Source organism: Rhizobium aouanii (assembly GCF_037002925.1).
Lineage (GTDB): Bacteria > Pseudomonadota > Alphaproteobacteria > Rhizobiales > Rhizobiaceae > Rhizobium > Rhizobium aouanii.
This window is the reverse complement of record NZ_JBAMYD010000011.1, coordinates 117,163-138,188: the sequence shown is the minus strand read 5'-3', so window position 1 is coordinate 138,188 and position 21,026 is coordinate 117,163. Positions and strand designations below refer to the sequence as shown.

Below are 21,026 nucleotides of genomic sequence, written 5' to 3'. Positions count from 1 at the left end.
GATGACTCCAATCATTGAAACGTCTTCCTCGGATCGAAGGCATCGCGCACCGCTTCGCCGATGAAGATCAGTAGCGAAAGCATGATTGACATGGTGAAAAAGGCCGTCAGCCCGAGCCACGGCGCCTGCAGATTGGTCTTGCCCTGAGCGATCATCTCGCCGAGCGAGGGGGAGCCGGGCGGCATGCCGAAGCCGAGGAAATCGAGCGAAGTCAGCGTCGTGATCGATCCGGAGAGGATGAAGGGCAGGAAGGTAAGCGTCGCGACCATGGCGTTCGGCAGCATATGCCGCCACATGATGGTGCGGTTGTTGACGCCGAGCGCGCGGGCGGCGCGGACATATTCGAAATTGCGGGCGCGCAGGAATTCGGCGCGCACGATGCCGACGAAACCCACCCAGGAAAAGAGCAGCATGATGCCGAGCAGCACGAAGAAGCCTGGCGGCAGAATGGCGGCGATGATCAGCAGGATGTAAAGCACCGGCATCGACGACCAGATTTCGATGAGACGCTGCAGCAGGAGGTCGGTCCAGCCGCCGAAATAGCCCTGCACCGCACCTGCCGTGACGCCGATGATCGCCGAGCAGATGGTGAGCGCCAGGCCGAAGAGCACCGATATGCGGAAACCATAGATGACGCGGGCGAGCACATCTCGGGCCTGGTCATCGGTGCCGAGCCAGTTGAGATTGCCGAGGGTGCAGGCGGGATCGTTCATCCCTTGCGGATAGCCGGAGCAACGCTCCTCCTTCGTCATCAGCCAGAACGGGGCGGTCGGCGCCGAATGCGGAATGTTCGAATTGACCGAGCGGTAGGAATAACGGATCGGCGGCCAGATCATCCAGCCATTGGCGTTGATCTCGTCTGCGATCACCGAGGAGCGGTAGTCGGTTTCGGCCAGGAAGCCGCCGAACTTCTCTTCGGGATAGTCGATCAGCACGGGAAACAGGATTTCGCCCTTGTAGGAGGCGATGACCGGTCGGTCGTTGGCAAGGAATTCTGCAAACAGGCTGAGCCCGAACAGCAGCAGGAAAAGCCACAGCGACCAGTAGCCGCGGCCGTTCGCCCGGAAGTTCTTCCAGCGACGGATGTTGGTCGGCGACAGCAGCCCCTTGCGCGGCGGCTTGACGGGGGTTGCAGTGACAGGATTTGCGGCGGCGTCCATCAGACATCCCTCCGCTCGAAATCGATGCGCGGATCGATCCAGGTGTAGATCAGGTCCGAAATCAAGCTGACGAACAGACCGAGCAGCGAGAAGATGTAGAGTGTGGCGAAGACGATCGGATAATCCCGGTTGACCACCGAGAGATAGCCGAGACGGCCGAGGCCATCGAGCGAGAAGATATTTTCGATCAGCAGCGATCCGGTGAAGAAGGCGGAGATGAAGGCGCCGGGGAAACCGGCGATGATGATCAGCATGGCATTGCGGAAAATATGGCCGTAAAGCACCTGCCGCTCATTCAGACCCTTGGCGCGGGCGGTGACGACATACTGCTTCTTGATCTCCTCGATGAAGGAATTCTTGGTCAGCAAGGTTGTCGTCGCGAAGGCTGCAAGCGAAAGCGAGATCAGCGGCAGGGTGAGGTGCCAGAAATAATCGAGCGGCTTCTGCCACCAGGCGAGCTGATCGAAATTGTCGGAAACCAGGCCGCGCAGCGGAAACCAGTCGTAGAAGGAGCCGCCGGCGAAAAGCACGATCAGCAGAATGCCAAAGAGGAAGCTCGGCACGGCGTAGCCGACGACGATGACACCCGAGGTCCAGACGTCGAAGGTCGATCCGTCCTTGACCGCCTTGCGAATGCCGAGCGGGATGGAGATCGCATAGGAGAAGATCAGTATCCAGATGCCGAGCGAGATCGACACCGGCAGCTTCTCCTTGATGAGGTCGAGCACGGAGGTGTTGCGGAAGAAGCTCTCGCCGAAATCGAAGCGGATGTAATTCCACATCATCTCGCCAAAACGCGTCAGCGGCGGCTTGTCGAAGCCGAACTGTTTTTCGAGCTTGGCGATCAGTTCAGGATCGAGCCCTTGGGCGCCGCGATATCTGGAGCCTTCGTCCCCTCCTCCGTCACCCATCAGGTCACCGCCACCGGACAGGCGCTGATCGGCGCCATCGGCCTGGCCGGTCAATTGGGCGATCACCTGCTCGACCGGACCACCCGGTGCGAATTGAATGACGATGAAGGAAATCGCCATGATGCCGACGATGGTCGGGATCATCAGAAGCAGGCGGCGAATGACATAGGCGCCCATCAGCCTTCAGCCTCCGGAAATCTTCTTCTTGTCTGCCTGCCGTCCAGTCCGATGCTGCTCAATCCGCCAGCCTTCCCTTGCCGGCCGTACCGGCTTGTCGTGATTCGCTTGCGCCATTTGGAGCCGAGGCCGCCTTCAATGCAAGCCCGCTCATTTCGCCGAGGTCGACCACCAGGCATCGGGGAAGCCTAGGCTATAGGCCGGGAATTCGGCGGGATGCGTGATCGTGTTCCAATAGACGATGTTCTGGGTACCGCGGTAGAACAGCGGGATGACGTAGTGGTTTGCAAGCAGTACCCTGTCCATCGCCTTGATCGCCGCGACCTGTTCATCGCGGTTCGGCGCGAAGATGATCATGCGGATGAGCTCATCGACAGCCGGATTGGCAATGCCTGCGTAATTTTGAGACCCCTGCTGATTGACCGAACCGGAGCCCCAATAGTCGGACTGTTCGTTGCCAGGGTTCATCGTCTGGGCCCAGACATTCCAGATCATGTCGTAATCGAAGCTGCGTTCGCGATTGACGGCCTGCGAGGCGTCGACCGTCCGCACGCGCGCATCTATGCCTATTTTCTTGAGATTGCTGGCATAGGGCACCGCCCAGCGCTCCAGCATGGGGCTCGACAACAGGATCTCGAAACTCATCGGCTGGCCGGTCTTGGTATTGACCATGCGATTGCCCTTGATCTCCCACCCCGCTTCCTTCAGAAGCGCAATCGCCTTGCGGAGATTGTCGCGGCTTTTCTGCGGGTCGCCGCCGACGGGATTGGCATAGGGCGTCGTGAAGACCTCGGGCGGAACCTTGTCCTTCATGCCCTGCAGTATTTCCAACTCACGCCCCTGCGGCAGGCCGGAGGAGGCGAGCTCGGTATTCCAGAAATAGCTGTCGATACGCTTGTAGCTGTTGAAGGCAACCGTGCGGTTCAACTCCTCGAAGTCGAAACCGTAGTTCAGTGCCTCGCGGACCCGCTCATCCTTAAAGAGGTCACGCCGCATATTGGGCACCAGAGCCTGCAGGATACCGGTGGAGCGCAGCGGATTTGCGACCTCTTCCTTCTTGACGCGTCCTTCCTTCACCGCGGGAAAATCATATCCCGTCGCCCAGCGAGCGGCCGTGGTCTCCTGCCAATAGTCGCTATTGCCGGCACGAAAGGCTTCGAACTCGACATCCCGATCGCCGAAGTAGGTGTAGATGACATTGCGGAAATTGTTCTGGCCGACATTCACATTGAGGTCCTTGCCCCAATAGTCGTCACGCAGTTCATAGCGGATCGTCGCGCCAGGCGAGAAGGATGCGATCCTATACGGTCCCGAACCCATCACGGGCTCGAGCGTCGTCTTTGAGATATCGCGTGGCTTGCCGTCTGGTCCCTGCCCCTCCCACCAATGTTTCGGCACGACCACCAACTGGCCGAGAATATTCGGGAGCTCCCGGTTGTTCTTCTCGTCGAAGGTGAAGGTGACGTCGTGATCACCGGTCTTTTCGGCCTTCACCACGTGGCGGTAATAGTTCGCGGTAAGGGGATTCAGCTCCTTGGTCTTGTCCAGGCTGAAGATGACATCCTCGGGCGTTACCGGCTGACCATCCGCCCATTTCGCTTCCTTGCGCAGGCGGAAAGTCGTGCTCGAGACGTCGGCGGGAAAAGACAGCCCTTCGGCAAGCAGACCGTAGGAGACGAGGAGTTCGTCGGCGGCGGGCTTCATCAACGTGTCGTAAACGAGCGTCAAGCCCACTGCAGCCTGACCTTTGGCAAGCAGCGGGTTGAAGGTGTCGAAGGCGCCGCTTGCGGAGAGGCGCAGATCTCCGCCTTTCGGAGCATCGGGATTGACGTAGTCGAAGTGCGCAAAGCCCGGCTTGTACTTCATCTCGCTGATGACCGAGCTTCCGATCAGAAACGGCTGGTCCTGAGCCGCTGCCGTCATTGGCGCCAAGGCACCCGCAAGCGACAGAAGCAAACCGATCTTCGACCACAGAGCCGCCATTCACGCTTTCCCCTGATTATTGATGGTTCGACAATACGAAAAATACAGGCGAAAAACAGGAGAGAATTCGGTTTTTGCCGGGCGCGCGAAATTTTGAGCATCGGCTCGTGTCAGAGCGTCGCCTCTTCCGGTCGCCTTCGCAGCATGCGGCGATCCGTCACCGCCTCCTTCGACGGCGGCCAGCCAAATCATCGATTCACCAAAATTGCTTTTCACGATAGGTTCGATCGCAAATCACTTCGGCAGCGACTCAAGGGAACAGTATGGCTTTCGGCTTCGCTCAGGCTTTCAGGACATTCGGCAAACTGACGCTTGCCGGCGCAATCGGCGCAAGCCTTGCCGCCGGCGATGTCAGCGCCCAGCAGAAGACGCCGAGCCCGGCGAGCGCCAAAGGGCAGTTCGGCGCCGCCGGCCTGCCGACACAGGGGCCGGCACAGCCGATCGGCTTTTACGCAAAGGGCTGCATGACGGGTGCGGTGGCGCTGCCGACCGACGGGCCGACCTGGCAGGCGATGCGGCTTTCGCGCAATCGCCGCTGGGGCAATCCGGCGATGATCGCGCTCTTGGAGCGGTTTTCGCAGGATGGGGTCAAATATGCCGGCTGGCCGGGCATCCTTGTCGGCGATATCGCGCAACCACGCGGCGGGCCGATGCTCAACGGCCATTCCTCGCACCAGATTGGCCTCGATGCCGACATCTGGTTTACGCCGATGCCCACGCGCCGCATGACGGCCGAGGAGCGCCAGGATCTGCCCTTCACCACCATGCTGCAGAAGGGCAAGTTCCTGACCGTCGACCCCAAGGTGTGGACGCAATCGCACGCGCGGCTGCTGATGCTGGCGGCAAGCTATCCCGAGGTGGAGCGTATCTTCGTCAATCCGGCGATCAAGAAGAAGATGTGCGACACCTGGGCCGGCGACCGCACCAACCTTGGTAAGCTCCGGCCGATATACGGCCATGACTCGCATTTCCACATCCGCATCAAATGCCCGCCGGGCGCTGCCGGATGCACGCCGCAAGCTCCTGTCCCCGCCGGCGACGGCTGCGACAAGTCGCTCGCCTATTGGTTCACGCCGGCGCCTTGGGCGCCGCCGAAACCGCCGAAGCCCGGTGCCAAGCCGCCGAAGCCGCGCGAGATGATGGTCTCCGACCTGCCGAAGGCCTGCGCCGCCGTGCTCAATGCTGCATCCGTCGCCTCGATGCAGGCAGCCACCTACGGCGGAGCTTCCGCCGCAAGCGCGCTCGCCGCCGCTCCGGCAGCAGCCCCTGCCGCCGATGCCGATGGCGCTCTGCCCGATGTCGGCCCGGTTCCGAACGACAAGCCGGCGATACAATGATCGAGGTCCTGGGACCGAACCCGGGGACGGTGACCCGGGATAGCTGTCTTTCAAATCGCAAATTCTTGGTATAAAGCGGTCAAATCGATTGAATTTCTCGGGCGGAGGGGTTGATGGCCGGCGGCAAATGCCTTGCATTGATTGCGCATGACCAGAAGAAAGACGAAATGGCGGATTTCGCCCGCGCCAACAGGGACATTCTCTCCCATTGGAAGATCGTCGCCACCGGCACCACCGGCGGGCGCGTGCTCGACGCCGCCCCCGATCTCAACGTTGCGAGGCTGAAGAGCGGACCGCTCGGCGGCGACCAGCAGATCGGCGCGCTGATTTCGACCGGCGAGGTCGACGCCCTGATCTTCTTCGTCGACCCCTTGACGCCGATGCCGCACGATGTCGACGTGAAGGCGCTGATGCGGCTGGCGATCGTCTACGATATTCCGATGGCGCTCAACCACGCGACCGCTATAAAACTCCTTCCCACACTTAAAGCCTGATCAGCACGGAACCGGCCATGCCAAAACCGAACAACAGCACCGCTCCGCTGCCTTTCCCGATCCTGATCGGCGATATCGGCGGCACGAATGCCCGCTTCTCCATCCTGACCGATGCCTATGCCGAGCCGAAGCAGTTTCCGAACGTGCGCACGGCGGATTTCGCCACGATCGACGAAGCGATCCAGCAAGGCGTGCTCGACAAGACCGCCGTGCAGCCGCGCTCGGCGATCCTTGCCGTCGCCGGCCCGATCAACGATGACGAAATCCCGCTGACCAATTGCGACTGGGTGGTGCGGCCAAAGACGATGATCGAGGGCCTCGGCATCGAGGACGTACTCGTCGTCAACGATTTCGAGGCGCAGGCGCTGGCGATCGCCGCACTTTCGGATGAAAACCGCGAGCGCATCGGCAACGCCACCGGCGACATGATCGCCTCGCGCGTCGTGCTCGGACCGGGCACCGGCCTCGGCGTCGGCGGGCTCGTGCATGCCCAGCACAGCTGGATCCCGGTTCCCGGCGAAGGCGGCCATGTCGATCTCGGGCCGCGCAGCAAGCGCGACTATGAAATCTTCCCGCATATCGAGACGATCGAAGGCCGCGTCTCGGCCGAGCAGATCCTCTGCGGCCGCGGCCTCGTCAACCTCTACCATGCCATCTGCGTGGTCGACGGCATCGCGCCGACGATGAAGGATCCCGCCGATATCACCTCGCACGCGCTTGCCGGCAGCGACAAGGCGGCGGTAGAGACCGTCTCGCTGTTTGCCACCTATCTCGGCCGCGTGGCGGGCGACATGGCGATGGTGTTCATGGCGCGCGGCGGCGTCTATCTCTCAGGCGGCATTTCGCAGAAAATCCTCCCGGCACTGAAGAGACCGGAATTCCGCATCGCCTTCGAGGACAAGGCGCCGCATACGGCGCTGCTTCGCACCATCCCGACCTATGTGGTGACACATCCGCTGGCGGCGCTTGCCGGGCTTTCCTCCTATGCGCGCATGCCGGCGAATTTCGGCGTCTCGACGGAAGGCCGCCGCTGGCGGCGCTAAGCTCGGCATGCAAGGCAATAGAGCGTTCTTGGCGCGTCCCATCCGGACGCGCGGCGCTCTAGCCAAACCGGTCCCAACTCTTTATAGACCCCGGCAAAAGTGCGTGTCGCCCTCGCGGGGCGCTTGGCCCGAGACAGGAAACCCTATTTGGAAGCGGCGGAAAGCAGAACGCAGAGCGTCAACAGCGATACCGTAACCGGCATCCTGAAGCGCATCATCGCTGAAAACGGCCGCGATCATCTGTGGGGCTACGTCTTTGCGATCGCCTGCCTCATCGTGGTGGCGCTTTCGACGGCATTCACCGCCTGGATCATGCGGGCGATCATCGACGAGGCCTTCGCCAATCGCCGCGCCGACGTCGTCTGGATCATCTGTCTTTCGATCTTCATCGCCTTCGTGCTGCGCGGTTTTGCGAGCTATGGCCAGGCGGTGGCGCTTTCCAGGGTCGGCAACGATATCGTCGCCCGCTACCAGCGCCGGCTCTATGCGCATCTGATGACGCTTTCGGTCGGCTTCTTCAGCGAGGCGCGCTCGGCCCATATCGCCGCGCAGGTGAGCCAGAATGTCAGCGGCATCCGCGACGTGCTCAACCTGACGATCACCTCGACGGTGCGCGACCTGCTGACCTTCGTTTCGCTGCTCGCCGTGATGATCATCCAGGATCCGCTGCTCAGCCTTGCCGTGTTCATCATGGCGCCGCCGCTGCTTTATGCATTGCGCTATGTTTCCAAGCGGCTGCGCTCGGCGACCCGCGAGGCCGTGCATCTGAACAGCCACGTTCTCGGCGCCATGCAGGAGACGATCCAGGGCATCGCCATCGTGAAAGCCTTCACGATGGAAGAAGAACTGGAGCGCAAGGTCAACAAGCTCATCAAGGGCGCCGAAAACCGGGCGAACCGGATTGCCCGGCTTTCCGAACGCACCTCTCCGCTGACGGAAAGCTTCGCAGGCTTTGCCGTCGCCAGCGTGCTTGCCTATGCCGCCTACCGCTCGATCTACTTCAATGTGCCGCCGGGCGCCTTCTTCTCCTTCGTCACGGCGCTGCTGCTTGCCTATGATCCGGCCCGCCGGCTTGCCCGCCTGCAGGTGCAGATGGAGCGTGCCGTCGTCAATGCGCGGATGATCTATGAACTGCTCGACATGGAACCGCGCCAGCGCGACCTGCCGGATGCCCGGCCGCTGACGGTGACGCAGGCGAGGATCGAATTCCGCAATGTGTCCTTCGCCTACGGCAATGAGAGCGTGCTCAGCGGCGTCAGCTTCACCGCCGAGGGCGGCGCGACCACAGCGCTGGTCGGCCCCTCCGGCGCCGGCAAATCCACCGTGATCAGCCTCATTCCGCGCTTCTACGATCCGCGCGAGGGCGAAATCCTGATCGACGGACAGGACATCGCCCACATCACCAAAAAGTCGCTGCGCCAGCAGCTCGCCTATGTCTCGCAGCAGCCCTATCTGTTCGAGGGCACGATCCGCGACAATATCCGCTATGGCCGGCCGGAAGCGAGCGATGCCGAGGTGGAAGAGGCGGCGCGGCTTGCCTATGCGCATGACTTCATCTCTGCGCAGCCGCAAGGTTACGAGACGCCGGTCGGCGAGAACGGCGTGACGCTTTCGGGCGGCCAGCGCCAGCGGCTATCGATCGCGCGCGCTTTGGTGCGCAATGCGCCGATCCTGCTTCTCGACGAGGCGACCTCCGCCCTCGACACCGAATCCGAAGCCGCCGTGCAGAAGGCGCTCGACGAGGCGATGAGCGGACGCACCGTCGTCGTCATCGCCCATCGGCTTTCGACCGTGGTGCGGGCCGACAAGATCGTCGTCATGCAGCAGGGCCGCGTCGTCGAGGAAGGCAATCACGAGACGCTTGCGAAGGTCAGCGACGGTCTTTACGCTCGCCTCAACAACCTGCAGAGGCCTTCGGCCTCCGATTCAAACTGACCTGGTGAGACTGACATGAGCGATGCTGCGATGAAACTGGCGGTGGTTGGCGCAGCAGGACGCATGGGGCAGACGCTGATCCGGCTCATCCATTCCATCGAGGGCGTGAGCCTGCATGCCGCCGTGGAGCGCGCCGGCTCGCCCTTCGTCGGCAAGGATGCCGGCGAGATCGCCGGCCTCGGCCCGACCGGCGTCATCATCGGCGACGATCCGCTCAACGCCTTTCTGGATGCCGAAGGCGTGCTCGACTTCACCTCGCCTGCCGCAACGGTGGAATTTTCAGGCCTCGCCGCGCAGGCCCGCATCGTCCATGTCGTCGGCACGACCGGCTGTTCGGACGACGACAATGCCAGGATCGCCGCGGCGGCCCGCCATGCGCGCGTCGTCAAGTCAGGCAATATGAGCCTCGGGGTCAATCTGCTCGGCGTGCTCGCGGAGCAGGCAGCGCGTGCGCTCGATCCTGATGACTGGGATATCGAGATCCTGGAAATGCACCACAAGCACAAGGTAGATGCGCCGTCCGGCACCGCCCTTCTCCTCGGCGAGGCAGCGGCAAAAGGGCGCGGCATCGATCTTGCTTCGAAGTCGGTCCGGGTGCGCGACGGCCATACCGGCGCCCGCGAGGCGGGTACGATCGGCTTTGCGACACTGCGCGGTGGCTCCGTCATCGGCGAGCATTCCGTGCTTTTTGCCGGCGAAGGCGAAATCGTCACCTTGTCGCACAGTGCGGCCGACCGCTCGATCTTCGCCCGCGGCGCCATCAAGGCGGCCCTCTGGGCGCGCGACAAGAAGCCGGGTCTCTATTCCATGCTCGACGTGCTCGGGCTTTCTTCCCCATAACGATACTACGGAGGCATATTCATGAGCGGTACCCTCGTCCTCGTTCGCCACGGCCAGAGTGACTGGAACCTGAAGAATCTCTTCACCGGCTGGAAGGATCCCGATCTGACGGAGCTCGGCGTTCAGGAAGCCAATGCCGGTGGTGCCGCACTTGCGGAATACGGGATCAAATTCGACGTCGCCTACACCTCGGTGCTGGTGCGTGCGCAGCACACGCTGAAGCTGATCCTCGACAAGGTCGGCCAGCCCGATCTCCTGACGATTCGCGATCAGGCGCTGAACGAGCGCGACTACGGCGACCTCTCCGGCCTCAACAAGGACGATGCGCGCGCCAAATGGGGCGAGGAACAGGTGCATATCTGGCGCCGTTCCTATGACGTGCCGCCGCCCGGCGGTGAAAGCCTGCGCGACACCGGCGCCCGCGTCTGGCCCTACTACCTCACCGAAATCCTGCCGCGTGTGCTCAGGGGCGAAAAGGTGCTGGTTGCCGCACACGGCAATTCGCTGCGTTCGCTTGTCATGGTGCTCGACAAGCTGAACAAAGAAGGTGTGCTCGCCCTCAACCTCGCGACCGGCGTGCCGATGGTCTACAAGCTGAAGGCGGATTCTACCGTCGCTTCCAAGGAAGTGCTCGGCGATATGTCGGGCGCGCATTGATGTCAGCTGATCTTTCCCCGCTTCGGCGGGGAAAGGCGCTCAGTTCTCGATGGTGAACTGCACCCGGTCGGCCGCGAAGCGGCTGATCGAATATTGCACCGGCACACCCTCAAGATCGGTATTCATCGCCTTGGCGATCAGAAGGATCGCGCCGGGGGTGAGTTCCAAATCTGCCATATCGGCTGCACTCGCATGAGCGGCCGTCACCTCGGTCGTGGCGCGCACATAGTCCGGCAGGCCGAGTTCGGCGAAAGCCTTGGTGATCGATTCGCGCTTGCGATAGGCCTCGCCGATGCCGGCGAAACGTTCGGCGGGAAACCAGCTCGTCGCCCTTGAAACCGGCCGCTTGTCGGCCTCGCGCAACGTTTCCAGGCGGATCACCTGTGCTCTTGGCTTCAAGCCCAGCCAGCGGGCAATCTCGGTGCTCGCCTCTTCCTTGGCTTCATCGAGCAGAAGGCCGCGCATCTCGCGCGCCTGGTCGCCGATGCCGGCAGTGAAGCGCGTGCGCCTGGTGATCGGGAAATTCAGCCGCTCCTTGCGCTCGATCAGCGTGCCGCGACCTTGTACCGCACGGACGATGCCTTCCTGCGCCAGCGCCGCCAGCGCGCTGCGCACCGTATGCCGGTTGACGCCGAATTGCAGCGCCAACATGGTTTCCGGCGGCACCATTCCCGTTTCATCATAGGCTCCGGTGCTGATCGCTTCGCGAATCCGGTCGGCAATCTGGCGCCAGAGCGCCACGCCGGTCTGCCTTTGCACCTGCTTCAATCCCGCCATTCCGCCCCTGCTTGCTCACGATGTCACACGCTTGTCACGACATCGATTTAGAGCTAAGTGTATCTTGTATGGTTGTCTATATCAATAGACATTTTAAGGGAAGCGGTGATGATATCAGCGGACAGGACAGACGCTGCGTCACAGACGGCATCCGGGCGCAAACGCGCCGCCGATCTGCTGGCGCGGGCGGAACGCAGCGAACTCCAGGCGGTCTTCGATGCATTGCCGGAAGAGCCTGTTGCCCATCCGGTGCGTGGACCGGAAACCGGGCTGGTGATGGTTCGCGGACGCATCGGCGGCGGCGGCGCTCCTTTCAATCTGGGCGAAGTGACCGTGACGCGGGCCACGGTCCGGCTCGACTCCGGCTCGGTCGGCCATGCGCAGGCGCTCGGCACCGACCGCGAGAAGGCCAGGCTTGCGGCGATCTTCGACGCGCTCTGGCAGGAGGATGCGACGAAGGACTTCGTCGAACAGGCACTGCTTTTGCCGATCACTGAGCGGATCGCCGATGCCGAACGCCGCAAGGCGGACGAGACGGCCGCAACCCGCGTCGATTTCTTCACCATGGTGCGGGGAGACAACTGATGGGCCTGAAGACAGAAGCTCTGACCGGCGGCTTTGCCGAGCCGGTCTTCCATGCCCAAAGCGTCTTTAAGATGCTGATGGACGGCATGGCGCGCCCCGGCACGATCCAGACCGTCCAGCCCGACGTCGCTCCGCCGGCGCCGCTCGGCATCGCCGCCGGCACGATCGCGCTGACGCTTTGCGACCACGACACGCCCGTCTGGCTTTCCCAGGGACTGGCGAAATCCGCCGTGCCGGAGTGGCTCGGCTTCCACACCGGCGCGCCGCTGACGACCGAAAAGGCCGAGGCGCGCTTTGCCTTCACCGAGGCCGGCACCGCACTTTCCTCCTTCGGCCTCTTTGCGTCAGGCACGCAGGAATATCCAGACCGCTCTACGACCCTCATCATCGAGCTCGCCGAACTCGAGGGCGGCCGCAGGCTGGCGCTGATGGGTCCGGGCATCCAGAGTGTAACGGAGATGGCGCCTATCGGCCTGCCGGAGACTTTCCTGCGGCTCTGGACCGAGAACTGTGCGCTCTTTCCGCGCGGCGTCGACATCGTACTGACATCGGCCAAGCGCTTCCTCTGCCTGCCGCGCACCACCAAGATCACAGCAACGGAGATCTGAGCTCATGTATGTTGCCGTCAAGGGTGGCGAGACCGCCATCGCCAATGCCCACCGCCTGCTCGCCGACCGCCGCCGCGGCGACCGTTCGCTGCCGGCGATCGGCATTGACCAGATCGTGGCGCAGCTGGCGCTCGCCGTCGATCGCGTCATGGCCGAGGCTTCGCTTTTCGACCGCAGGCTCGCAGCCCTTGCCATCCGCCAATCGCGGGGCGACATGATCGAGGCGATCTTCCTGCTGCGCGCCTACCGCCCGACACTGCCGCGTTTCGGCTATTCGAAGCCGCTCGACACGGCTGATATGACGATCGAACGCCGCATCTCGGCGACCTACAAGGATCTGCCGGGCGGGCAGCTTCTTGGGCCCACCTTCGACTATACCCACCGCCTGCTCGATCCCTCGCTGCTTTCGGACGAGGCGGTCGAGACCCCCGCCCAGCGCGCCGCCGAGACCGGTCGCGTCATGCGCGTCTCCGAGATCCTCGGCGAAGAGGGCCTGATCGAGGCCGACGGCGACATGCCGGAAGATCACGAAATCGGCGACCTGACCCGAGAGCCGATGGAATTCCCGATGACACGGGATCTCCGCCTGCAGGCGCTTGCCCGCGGCGACGAGGGCTTCCTGCTGGCGCTCGGTTATTCCACCCAGCGCGGCTACGGCCGCAATCACCCCTTCACCGGTGAAATCCGCATCGGCGACGTCGAGGTGGAATTCGACGTGCCGGAACTCGGTTTCGCCGTCTCGCTCGGCACGATCCAGATCACCGAATGCCAGATGGTCAACCAGTTCAAGGGTTCGGCCAAGGCGCCGCCGCAATTTACCCGCGGCTACGGCCTGGTCTTCGGCCAGAGCGAGCGCAAGGCGATGGCGATGTCACTGGTCGACCGGGCGCTTCGCGCCGAAGAACTCGGCGAGGATATCACCGCACCGGCACAGGACGAGGAATTCGTCATCTCGCACTCCGACAACGTCCAGGCGACGGGCTTCGTCGAGCACCTGAAACTTCCGCATTATGTGGACTTCCAGGCGGAACTCGATCTCGTCCGCCGCATGCGCCGCGAATTCGACGCCGCCCGCAACGGTGGCGAAGACATGAAGGAAGCCGCCGAATGACCGATCTGGCCAGCTACAACTTCGCCTATCTCGACGAACAGACCAAGCGGATGATCCGCCGCGCCATCCTGAAGGCGATCGCTATTCCGGGTTACCAGGTGCCCTTCGCCTCGCGCGAAATGCCGATGCCCTACGGCTGGGGCACCGGCGGCGTGCAGGTGACGGCCTCGATCATCGGACCTGACGACGTGCTGAAGGTCATCGACCAGGGCGCCGACGACACGACCAACGCCGTTTCGATCCGCGCCTTCTTCCAGAAGGTCGCCAATGTCGCGGTGACGACGCATACCAAGGATGCGACGATCATCCAGACGCGCCACCGCATTCCCGAGGAAAAGCTCGGGGTCGGGCAGGTGCTCGTCTACCAGGTGCCGATCCCCGAGCCGCTGCGTTTCCTCGAGCCGCGCGAGACCGAGACCCGCAAGATGCATGCGCTCGAAGAATACGGCCTCATGCATGTGAAGCTCTACGAGGACATCGCCCATAACGGCCGCATCTCGCGGACTTACGCCTATCCGGTGAAGGTCCATGGCCGCTATGTCATGGACCCGTCGCCGACGCCGAAATTCGACAATCCGAAGATGCATATGTCGGACGCACTGCAGCTCTTCGGCGCCGGGCGCGAGAAGCGCATCTATGCGGTTCCACCCTATACCGACGTCGTCAGCCTGGATTTCGAGGATTATCCCTTCGATATCCAGCGCTTCGACAAACCCTGCGCCCTTTGCGGCGCCGAGGACGTCTATCTCGACGAAGTGGTTCTCGACGACAAGGGCGGGCGCATGTTCGTCTGCTCCGACACCGATCATTGCGAAGACCGCCGCGCGCATGGACATGCCGGCGAGATGCTGGCCCGGGAGGCTGCAGAATGAGCGATACGTCCCTCCTCAAAGTCCGTGACGTTTCGAAATTCTACGGCAACCGCATTGGCTGCCGCGACGTCTCCTTCGAGCTCTGGCCCGGCGAAGTGCTCGCCATCGTCGGTGAATCGGGCTCCGGCAAGACGACGCTGCTCAACTGCCTCTCCACCCGGCTGCTGCCGAGCACCGGCAGCGTCGAATATCACATGCGCGACGGAAGCTACCGCGATCTCTATCGCATGAACGAGGCCGAGCGGCGTTTCCTGATGCGCACCGACTGGGGCTTCGTGCACCAGAACCCGGCCGACGGCCTGCGCATGACCGTTTCTGCCGGCGCCAATGTCGGCGAACGGCTGATGGCGATCGGCGACCGGCACTACGGCAAGATCCGCGCTTCGGCGATCGACTGGCTCGAACGCGTCGAGATCGACGCTGACCGCATCGACGACCAGCCGCGTGCCTTTTCCGGCGGCATGCGCCAGCGATTGCAGATCGCCCGCAACCTGGTCACCGGCCCACGCCTCGTCTTCATGGACGAGCCGACCGGCGGCCTCGACGTCTCGGTGCAGGCGCGACTGCTCGACCTCGTGCGCGGCCTCGTCAACGATCTCGGCCTCTCGGCCATCATCGTCACCCACGATCTCGCCGTCGCCCGTCTTCTCTCGCACCGGATGATGGTGATGAAGGACGGCTACGTCATCGAACACGGGCTCACCGACCGCGTGCTCGACGACCCGCGCGAACCCTATACGCAGCTGCTCGTCTCCTCGATCCTGCAGGTCTGAGGCCAGAAACCAAGGAAGAAGAAATCATGGCAACGCCCCTCGTCGTTTCCGAAGTCTCGAAGAGCTTCACCATGCATCTGCGCGACGGCATCAAGCTGCCCGTCGTCTCCGATGTCGCCTTCTCGGTCGCTTCGGGCGAGTGCGTCGTGCTCGGCGGCCCATCGGGCATTGGAAAGAGTTCGCTGCTCAAGATGATCTACGGCAATTATGCCGTCGATACCGGCCAGATCCTCATCCGCCACGACGGACGCATCGTCGATCTCGCCTCCACCGATCCGCGCACCGTGCTCAACGTCCGCCGCAATACGCTTGGCTATGTCAGCCAGTTCCTGCGCACCGTGCCGCGCGTCGCGGCGATCGACGTGGTTGCCGAACCGCTGGTGGCACGCGGCGAGGACGCCGGCACGGCACGGGAAAAGGCGGGCGCCCTGCTTGCCAGGCTCAATCTGCCGGAAACGCTCTGGCAGCTTCCGCCAGCCACCTTCTCCGGCGGCGAGCAGCAACGCGTCAACATCGCACGCGGCTTCATCACCGAACACACGATCCTGCTTCTCGACGAACCCACAGCCTCGCTCGATGCCAGGAACCGTGCGGTCGTCGTCGGCATGATCGCGGAAAAGAAGAAGGCGGGTGTGGCCCTTCTCGGTATCTTCCACGACGAAGAAGTGCGCGAAGCCGTCGCCGACCGTATCCTCGACCTCCAGCAGTTCTCACCGAGAAAGATCGCTGCATGAGCCGCAAGCTGGGTATCGAGCCCTACTTTCATGAAACGGCATCCGTCATCGATTCCACCTTCGGGCGCTATACCGAGGTTTCCGAACGCTGCCGCATCAGCGAGGCCAGCTTCGGCGACTATTCCTACATCATGCAGGACGGTTCCGTCTGGTGCGCGACGATCGGCAAGTTCGTCAATATCGCCGCCGCCGTGCGCATCAACGCCACCAACCATCCGACCTGGCGCGCGACGCTGCATCATTTCACCTATCGCGCCGCCGACTACTGGCCGGACGGCGACATGGAGACGGGCTTTTTTGCCTGGCGGCGGGCAAACCGCGTGACGATCGGCAATGACGTCTGGATCGGCCACGGGGCGACGATCCTGCCCGGCGTCAGCGTCGGAAACGGCGCGGTGGTCGGGGCCGGCGCCGTCGTCTCGAAGGACGTCGCGCCCTATACGATCGTCGGCGGTGTACCGGCAAAGCTTATCCGCGAGCGCTTTCCAAGAGAGGTCGGCGAACGGATGGACAGACTTTCCTGGTGGGACTGGGAGCATGACCGGCTGCGCCAGGCGCTCCAGGATTTTCGCAACCTTGACGCGGAAGATTTCCTGTCCCGCTACGGCGGTTAAAACCCCCGATATAGGGGCGAAGAATTGTGACAGGACTTACACAAATATGACATGCGAGGTTCATCAAGCGGGACTAATGCGATGCTCATCAGGGCCTGTATCGCAAGGGAAGAGAGCATGATGTTCGAGCTGAGGAATGTCACACGTCGTTTCGGAAAAAAGCTCGCTGTCGATTCCGTCACGCTCGCCATTCCCCAAGGCCAGATGGTCGGCATCATCGGCCGCTCCGGCGCCGGCAAGTCGACGCTGCTGCGCATGATCAATCGCCTTCAGGAGCCGAGCTCCGGCTCCGTTCATTTCGCCGGCGTCGAGGTCTCCGGGCTTCGCGGCCAGGCACTGCGCAACTGGCAGCGCGACTGCGCGATGATCTTCCAGCAGTTCAACCTGGTGCCGCGCCTCGACGTTCTCACCAATGTCATGCTCGGCCGCCTCAACCATCGCTCGACGCTTCTAAGCCTGCTCAGCATCTTCACCCGCGACGAACGCGTGCATGCGATCGCAGCACTCGAACGCCTCGGCATCGAGCAGACGGCACTGCAGGCAGCCGGCACGCTTTCCGGTGGCCAGCAGCAGCGCGTGGCAATCGCCCGCGCGCTGATGCAGAACCCGAAAATGGTTCTCGCCGACGAGCCGATCGCCTCGCTCGATCCGCTGAATGCCAAGATCGTCATGGATGCGCTGCGCGATATCAACGAGCGCGAGGGCATCACCGTCATCACCAACCTTCACACGCTCGATACCGCCCGCAACTATTGTGAGCGCATCGTCGGCATGGCCGGCGGCCGCGTCGTCTTCGACGGCCAGCCCTCGGAGCTGACCGCCGAAGCGGTGAAGGAAATCTACGGGACCGACAAGGATGGCGCCGGCATCGACGAAACGCTGACCTCGACCAGCCTCGAATCCAAGCGGCGCGCCGCGGATCTCTCATCCGGCATGGTGGCCAAAGCCGCCGCCGTGCACTGACCGTTTCCGGCCGACGGGACAACGGTCGGAAAAATAACTGACAAACAAACCATGTCACAAAAGGAGACTTCCATGTCTGCATTCCGCAAGATCATGATGGCAACCATTGCCGTCGCCGCCCTCGCCGGCAATGCTGCTGCCCAGGACGTCAAGGTCCTCCGCATCGGTCTCGATGGCGGTGAAAACGAAGCCGACCAGGTTCGCCGGACCGAATGCGTCAAGCCGGGCCTGATCGCTGCCACCGGCGTTTCCGAAGTTCAGCTCTTCCCGTCGCCGAACTACAACGGCGTCATCCAGGGCCTCCTTGGCGGTACGATCGACCTCGCCGTCATGGGCGCCGCCTCTTACGCCGCGGTCTATATCAAGGATCCGAACGCCGTCACTCCGGTTCTGACCACCAAGCAGGCCGACGGTTCGACCGGCTACTACTCGATCATGGTTGCCCGCAAAGATTCCGGCATCAAGACGCTTGCCGACGCCAAGGGCAAGAAGCTCGGCTTCGCCGATCCGGACTCTACCTCCGGCTACCTTGTCCCTAACGTTGCCCTTCCGAAGGACACCGGCGCTCCAGTCAAGCAGTACTTCTCTGAAACCGGCTTCGGCGGCGGCCACGAGAACCTCGTTCTCGGCGTTCTCGACAAAAAGTTCGACGTCGGGACCACCTTCGGTTCCGGTCAGGGCGACTGGGCGCAGGGCTATACCTCCGGCAACCTGCACCAGATGGTCACCAAGGGCCTGCTCGACATGGACGATATCGTCGAAGTCTGGAAGTCGCCGCTCATCCCGAACGGTCCGCTGATGGTTTCCCAAAAGCTGCCGGCCGACCTCCAGAAGAAGGTTACCGCCTATTTCGCCGAGCTGCCGAAGACAGACAAGAGCTGCTTCGAATCGTTCACGGGCGGCGGCTACGTTGACTGGGCGCCGGTCGACCAGAGCTTCTATCAGACAATCATCGACGCCCGTAAGGCCGTCATCGGCGGCTGATCCTCAGTCTGAACAGTCTTGCGGCGGCATCATGATGATGCCGCCGTTTTTCAAGAAGGAAGCCACATATGGCGCACTCGGCCGGCGCGGACTCTCTGAGCGGATTGCAGGAGGGCTCCCGCACCATCCTCGATCATTATCAGAGCCAGGTTCGAACGCGGCGGATCTATACCGTCGTTTCAATCGTGGTCTTCCTGATCATCCTCGGCGCCTCGCTCGACTTCGCCAACAGCGCCAATTCGGGCAAGTTCTTCGAGCGCCTTCCCTATTTCTTCGACTTCATGAAGAGCTTCGTGCCGGACAGTCCGCTGGAGATCTTCCGCGCCATGTTCGACCTGCCGTCGCCCTTTTCCGATGGTTCGATCAAATACGACTATACAAGCGACCGCGTCTGGATCACCGATAGTTTCTACATCCCGAATTTCTTCTACCAGCTCGCGATCACGCTCAACATCGCCATTGTCTCCACCATTCTCGGTGCGAGCGGCGCGTTCTTGCTCTGCTTTTTCGCTTCCACCAATCTGGTCGGTGCAGGCGTGACGCGCTGGGTCGTGCGGCGCATCATGGAAATCATGCGCGCCTTCCCGGAAATCGTCGTCGCCGGTCTTCTCGCCGCGATCCTGTCGATCGGACCGATTTCGGCGATCATCGCGGTATGGGTCCATACTGTCGGCGCGCTTGGGAAGCTGTTTTTCGAAGTCGTCGAGAATGCCGACATGAAGCCGGATGAAGGCCTGCGCGCCGCCGGCGCCGGCTGGCTGGAGCGCGTGCGCTTCGCGATCCTGCCGCAGGTGCTGCCGAACTTCGTCTCCTACACGCTGCTGCGGACAGAGATCAACGTGCGCGCCTCGACTATTATCGGCGCCGTCGGCGGCGGCGGCATAGGCGAGGTCTTCAGCCTGTCGATCGGACGCGACCATGCTGCCAAGACCTATGCAATCATCATCCTGCTGCTGATCACCGTCATTTGCGTCGACCAGTTCTCCGCCTGGCTGCGCCGCCGGCTGATCGGCAAGCAGTCCTTCGAATTCGGACAGGGAGCAGCCTGATGTCCTCGGTTCCGACCATCAATGCCGCCGAGCGCGAGCGACTGCTTTCCACCTATCCGGACGTCTTCCATCGCAGCTTCATGCAGCGCTGGGGTCTGCTCCTCATTTCAGCTGCGGTTTTCGTTTACCTTGCCTTCTGCTTCGCCTTCTTCAACGTCATCCCCACCTTCGTGAACGGCAACTGGGACCGTGCTGCGATCTATGTCCAGGACTGGTATTCCTGGCGCGCCCAGCCGCGCCTGCGTTTCCAGAACGATCAGGTCGTCCCCCAATGGACAAGCCGCCGCCAGTATCCCGAGGGCGCCGATATCAGCTGGCTGAAGCCCAATGCCGACGGCAGCCGATACACCGTCACCTTCGGCAGCGACGGCAACCGCATGGAAGTGACGCCGAGCCGCGTCGACGTCTATATCGGCGGCAAGCTCTATCCCGTGACCATCACCCACGATCGTGCCTCCCTGCCGTCCGATGCGCCTGCCCAGATGGAGCAGGACGACAACAAGGTGATCGTCTATTACGGCTTTGCGGGACAGGCGGAAATCCGTACCAGCCAGGTCTATGTCCAGCGCCGCTTTCTCGGCTGGGCGAACTTCTTCTTCGATACGCAGTCGCCCTTCTGGGGCCGGAACCTGCTTGAAGTGGTCGGCCTGATGTTCTCCGGCGAACGGTTCGATCCCAACCAGTCCAATGCCTCGCTGGCGTTGGACAACTTCCTGAACAACGCAAGCTGGCAGCATGGCGACATCCTGTCGAAGTTGATGCAGACGCTGGTCATGGCCTTTGTCGGTACGCTGTTCGGCACGCTGGTCGCTTTCCCGCTCGCCTTCATCGCCGCGCGCAACATCACGCGCAGCCGCGCCGCGAACTGGGCCACGAAGCGGCTCTTCGATTTCCTGCGCTCGATCGACATGCTGATCTGGGCGTTGTTCTTCACCCGTGCCTTCGGCCCAGGGCCGCTTCCGGGCATCGCGGCGATCTTCTTCACCGATACGGGCGCGCTCGGAAAGGTCTATGCCGAGGCGCTTGAGAACATCGACGACAAGCAGCGTGAGGGCGTGAGATCGGTCGGTGCGGCACCGGTGGCCGTCCAACGCTACGGGGTCATCCCCCAAGTCCTGCCGGTGTTCATCTCGCAATCGCTCTATTTCTGGGAATCGAATACCCGCTCGGCGACCGTCATCGGCGCCGTCGGTGCGGGCGGCATTGGCCTCAAGCTGCTCGAATCCATGAAGACCAATTCGGACTGGGACAAAGTCGCCTATATGGTCCTGCTGATCCTCCTCGTGGTCTTCGCCTTCGACAACCTCTCGAATGCGCTGCGTTCGCGCGTGATGGGAAAAAAGGGCCACTGACGAACTGACGCCATCATCATTCTGTCACGGAAATCTTTTAGCCGGGGAGCCTGCTTGCGGTTCGCCG

General features: G+C 62.5%; 22 protein-coding genes. 17 read left to right on the top strand and 5 right to left on the bottom strand.

The window, feature by feature from the left end; all coding sequences use genetic code 11:
- Positions 1-11: 11 nt before the first annotated feature.
- From V8P77_RS20105 to V8P77_RS20090, 4 genes are all read right to left on the bottom strand, one after another.
- Complete coding sequence (locus tag V8P77_RS20105) at positions 12-1,160, bottom strand: ABC transporter permease (protein WP_094086970.1); 1,149 nt, start codon at positions 1,158-1,160, stop codon at positions 12-14.
- A complete protein-coding gene (locus tag V8P77_RS20100; RefSeq protein ID WP_017962784.1) occupies positions 1,160-2,248 on the bottom strand; it encodes a microcin C ABC transporter permease YejB in 1,089 nt (362 codons plus the stop codon). The genes V8P77_RS20105 and V8P77_RS20100 overlap by 1 nt, the downstream gene beginning before the upstream one ends.
- Before the next feature lie 150 nt (positions 2,249-2,398).
- The gene (locus V8P77_RS20095) at positions 2,399-4,231 is read right to left on the bottom strand and encodes an extracellular solute-binding protein (RefSeq protein ID WP_335913944.1); all 1,833 of its coding nucleotides are present in this window, start codon (positions 4,229-4,231) and stop codon (positions 2,399-2,401) included.
- The gene (locus tag V8P77_RS20090) at positions 4,232-4,447 is read right to left on the bottom strand and encodes a hypothetical protein (protein WP_335913943.1); all 216 of its coding nucleotides are present in this window, start codon (positions 4,445-4,447) and stop codon (positions 4,232-4,234) included.
- 47 nt (positions 4,448-4,494) lie between these two features.
- Between V8P77_RS20090 and mepA the strand changes: the two genes are divergently transcribed.
- The 6 genes from mepA (at position 4,495) to V8P77_RS20060 (ending at position 10,537) form a co-directional block, all read left to right on the top strand.
- Entirely contained in the window at positions 4,495-5,568 is a 1,074-nt protein-coding gene (mepA, locus tag V8P77_RS20085) for a penicillin-insensitive murein endopeptidase (protein ID WP_335913942.1), read from the top strand.
- A 113-nt stretch (positions 5,569-5,681) separates the two neighbouring features.
- On the top strand, positions 5,682-6,062 hold the full coding sequence (locus tag V8P77_RS20080) for a methylglyoxal synthase (protein WP_335913941.1): 381 nt from the start codon (positions 5,682-5,684) through the stop codon (positions 6,060-6,062).
- Positions 6,063-6,079: 17 nt separating this feature from the next.
- Positions 6,080-7,105 (top strand): glucokinase, encoded by a 1,026-nt coding sequence (locus tag V8P77_RS20075; RefSeq protein WP_335913940.1) that lies wholly within the window; start codon positions 6,080-6,082, stop codon positions 7,103-7,105.
- A 147-nt stretch (positions 7,106-7,252) separates the two neighbouring features.
- Positions 7,253-9,040 (top strand): ABC transporter ATP-binding protein, encoded by a 1,788-nt coding sequence (locus tag V8P77_RS20070; RefSeq protein WP_335913939.1) that lies wholly within the window; start codon positions 7,253-7,255, stop codon positions 9,038-9,040.
- Between the two features lie 15 nt (positions 9,041-9,055).
- The gene (gene dapB, locus V8P77_RS20065; protein ID WP_335913938.1) at positions 9,056-9,880 is read left to right on the top strand and encodes a 4-hydroxy-tetrahydrodipicolinate reductase; all 825 of its coding nucleotides are present in this window, start codon (positions 9,056-9,058) and stop codon (positions 9,878-9,880) included.
- Positions 9,881-9,901: 21 nt separating this feature from the next.
- Positions 9,902-10,537 carry a 2,3-bisphosphoglycerate-dependent phosphoglycerate mutase gene (locus V8P77_RS20060; protein WP_335913937.1) on the top strand — a complete coding sequence of 212 codons (636 nt, stop codon included), beginning with the start codon at positions 9,902-9,904 and terminating at the stop codon, positions 10,535-10,537.
- Positions 10,538-10,576: 39 nt separating this feature from the next.
- On the opposite strand, the gene phnF is transcribed toward V8P77_RS20060, so the two are convergent.
- Positions 10,577-11,314, bottom strand: a complete 738-nt coding sequence (gene phnF, locus V8P77_RS20055) for a phosphonate metabolism transcriptional regulator PhnF (protein ID WP_335913936.1) — start codon at positions 11,312-11,314, stop codon at positions 10,577-10,579.
- A 108-nt stretch (positions 11,315-11,422) separates the two neighbouring features.
- On the opposite strand from phnF, the gene phnG reads away from it, so the two are divergent.
- The 11 genes from phnG (at position 11,423) to phnE (V8P77_RS20000) (ending at position 20,959) form a co-directional block, all read left to right on the top strand.
- Positions 11,423-11,899, top strand: coding sequence for a phosphonate C-P lyase system protein PhnG (phnG, locus tag V8P77_RS20050; protein ID WP_335913935.1), 477 nt, complete (start codon positions 11,423-11,425; stop codon positions 11,897-11,899).
- On the top strand, positions 11,899-12,507 hold the full coding sequence (gene phnH, locus V8P77_RS20045; RefSeq protein WP_335913934.1) for a phosphonate C-P lyase system protein PhnH: 609 nt from the start codon (positions 11,899-11,901) through the stop codon (positions 12,505-12,507). The genes phnG and phnH overlap by 1 nt, the downstream gene beginning before the upstream one ends.
- A gap of 4 nt (positions 12,508-12,511) precedes the next feature.
- Positions 12,512-13,618, top strand: coding sequence for a carbon-phosphorus lyase complex subunit (locus tag V8P77_RS20040; protein ID WP_335913933.1), 1,107 nt, complete (start codon positions 12,512-12,514; stop codon positions 13,616-13,618).
- Positions 13,615-14,490: an alpha-D-ribose 1-methylphosphonate 5-phosphate C-P-lyase PhnJ gene (locus V8P77_RS20035; RefSeq protein ID WP_003544415.1), complete on the top strand. Its 876-nt coding sequence runs from the start codon at positions 13,615-13,617 to the stop codon at positions 14,488-14,490. The genes V8P77_RS20040 and V8P77_RS20035 overlap by 4 nt, the downstream gene beginning before the upstream one ends.
- Positions 14,487-15,263, top strand: a complete 777-nt coding sequence (gene phnK, locus V8P77_RS20030) for a phosphonate C-P lyase system protein PhnK (protein WP_335913932.1) — start codon at positions 14,487-14,489, stop codon at positions 15,261-15,263. The genes V8P77_RS20035 and phnK overlap by 4 nt, the downstream gene beginning before the upstream one ends.
- 26 nt (positions 15,264-15,289) lie before the next feature.
- On the top strand, positions 15,290-15,997 hold the full coding sequence (gene phnL, locus V8P77_RS20025; RefSeq protein WP_335913931.1) for a phosphonate C-P lyase system protein PhnL: 708 nt from the start codon (positions 15,290-15,292) through the stop codon (positions 15,995-15,997).
- Entirely contained in the window at positions 15,994-16,611 is a 618-nt protein-coding gene (locus V8P77_RS20020) for a DapH/DapD/GlmU-related protein (RefSeq protein ID WP_335913930.1), read from the top strand. Before phnL ends, V8P77_RS20020 begins: the two co-directional genes overlap by 4 nt.
- 120 nt (positions 16,612-16,731) lie before the next feature.
- Positions 16,732-17,574 carry a phosphonate ABC transporter ATP-binding protein gene (gene phnC / locus V8P77_RS20015; protein ID WP_335913929.1) on the top strand — a complete coding sequence of 281 codons (843 nt, stop codon included), beginning with the start codon at positions 16,732-16,734 and terminating at the stop codon, positions 17,572-17,574.
- Positions 17,575-17,646: 72 nt separating this feature from the next.
- Positions 17,647-18,558 (top strand): phosphonate ABC transporter substrate-binding protein, encoded by a 912-nt coding sequence (gene phnD / locus V8P77_RS20010; protein ID WP_335913928.1) that lies wholly within the window; start codon positions 17,647-17,649, stop codon positions 18,556-18,558.
- A 68-nt stretch (positions 18,559-18,626) separates the two neighbouring features.
- Positions 18,627-19,607: a phosphonate ABC transporter, permease protein PhnE gene (phnE, locus tag V8P77_RS20005; RefSeq protein WP_011649983.1), complete on the top strand. Its 981-nt coding sequence runs from the start codon at positions 18,627-18,629 to the stop codon at positions 19,605-19,607.
- Positions 19,607-20,959 (top strand): phosphonate ABC transporter, permease protein PhnE, encoded by a 1,353-nt coding sequence (gene phnE / locus V8P77_RS20000; RefSeq protein ID WP_335913927.1) that lies wholly within the window; start codon positions 19,607-19,609, stop codon positions 20,957-20,959. Before phnE (V8P77_RS20005) ends, phnE (V8P77_RS20000) begins: the two co-directional genes overlap by 1 nt.
- Positions 20,960-21,026 lie beyond the last annotated feature (67 nt).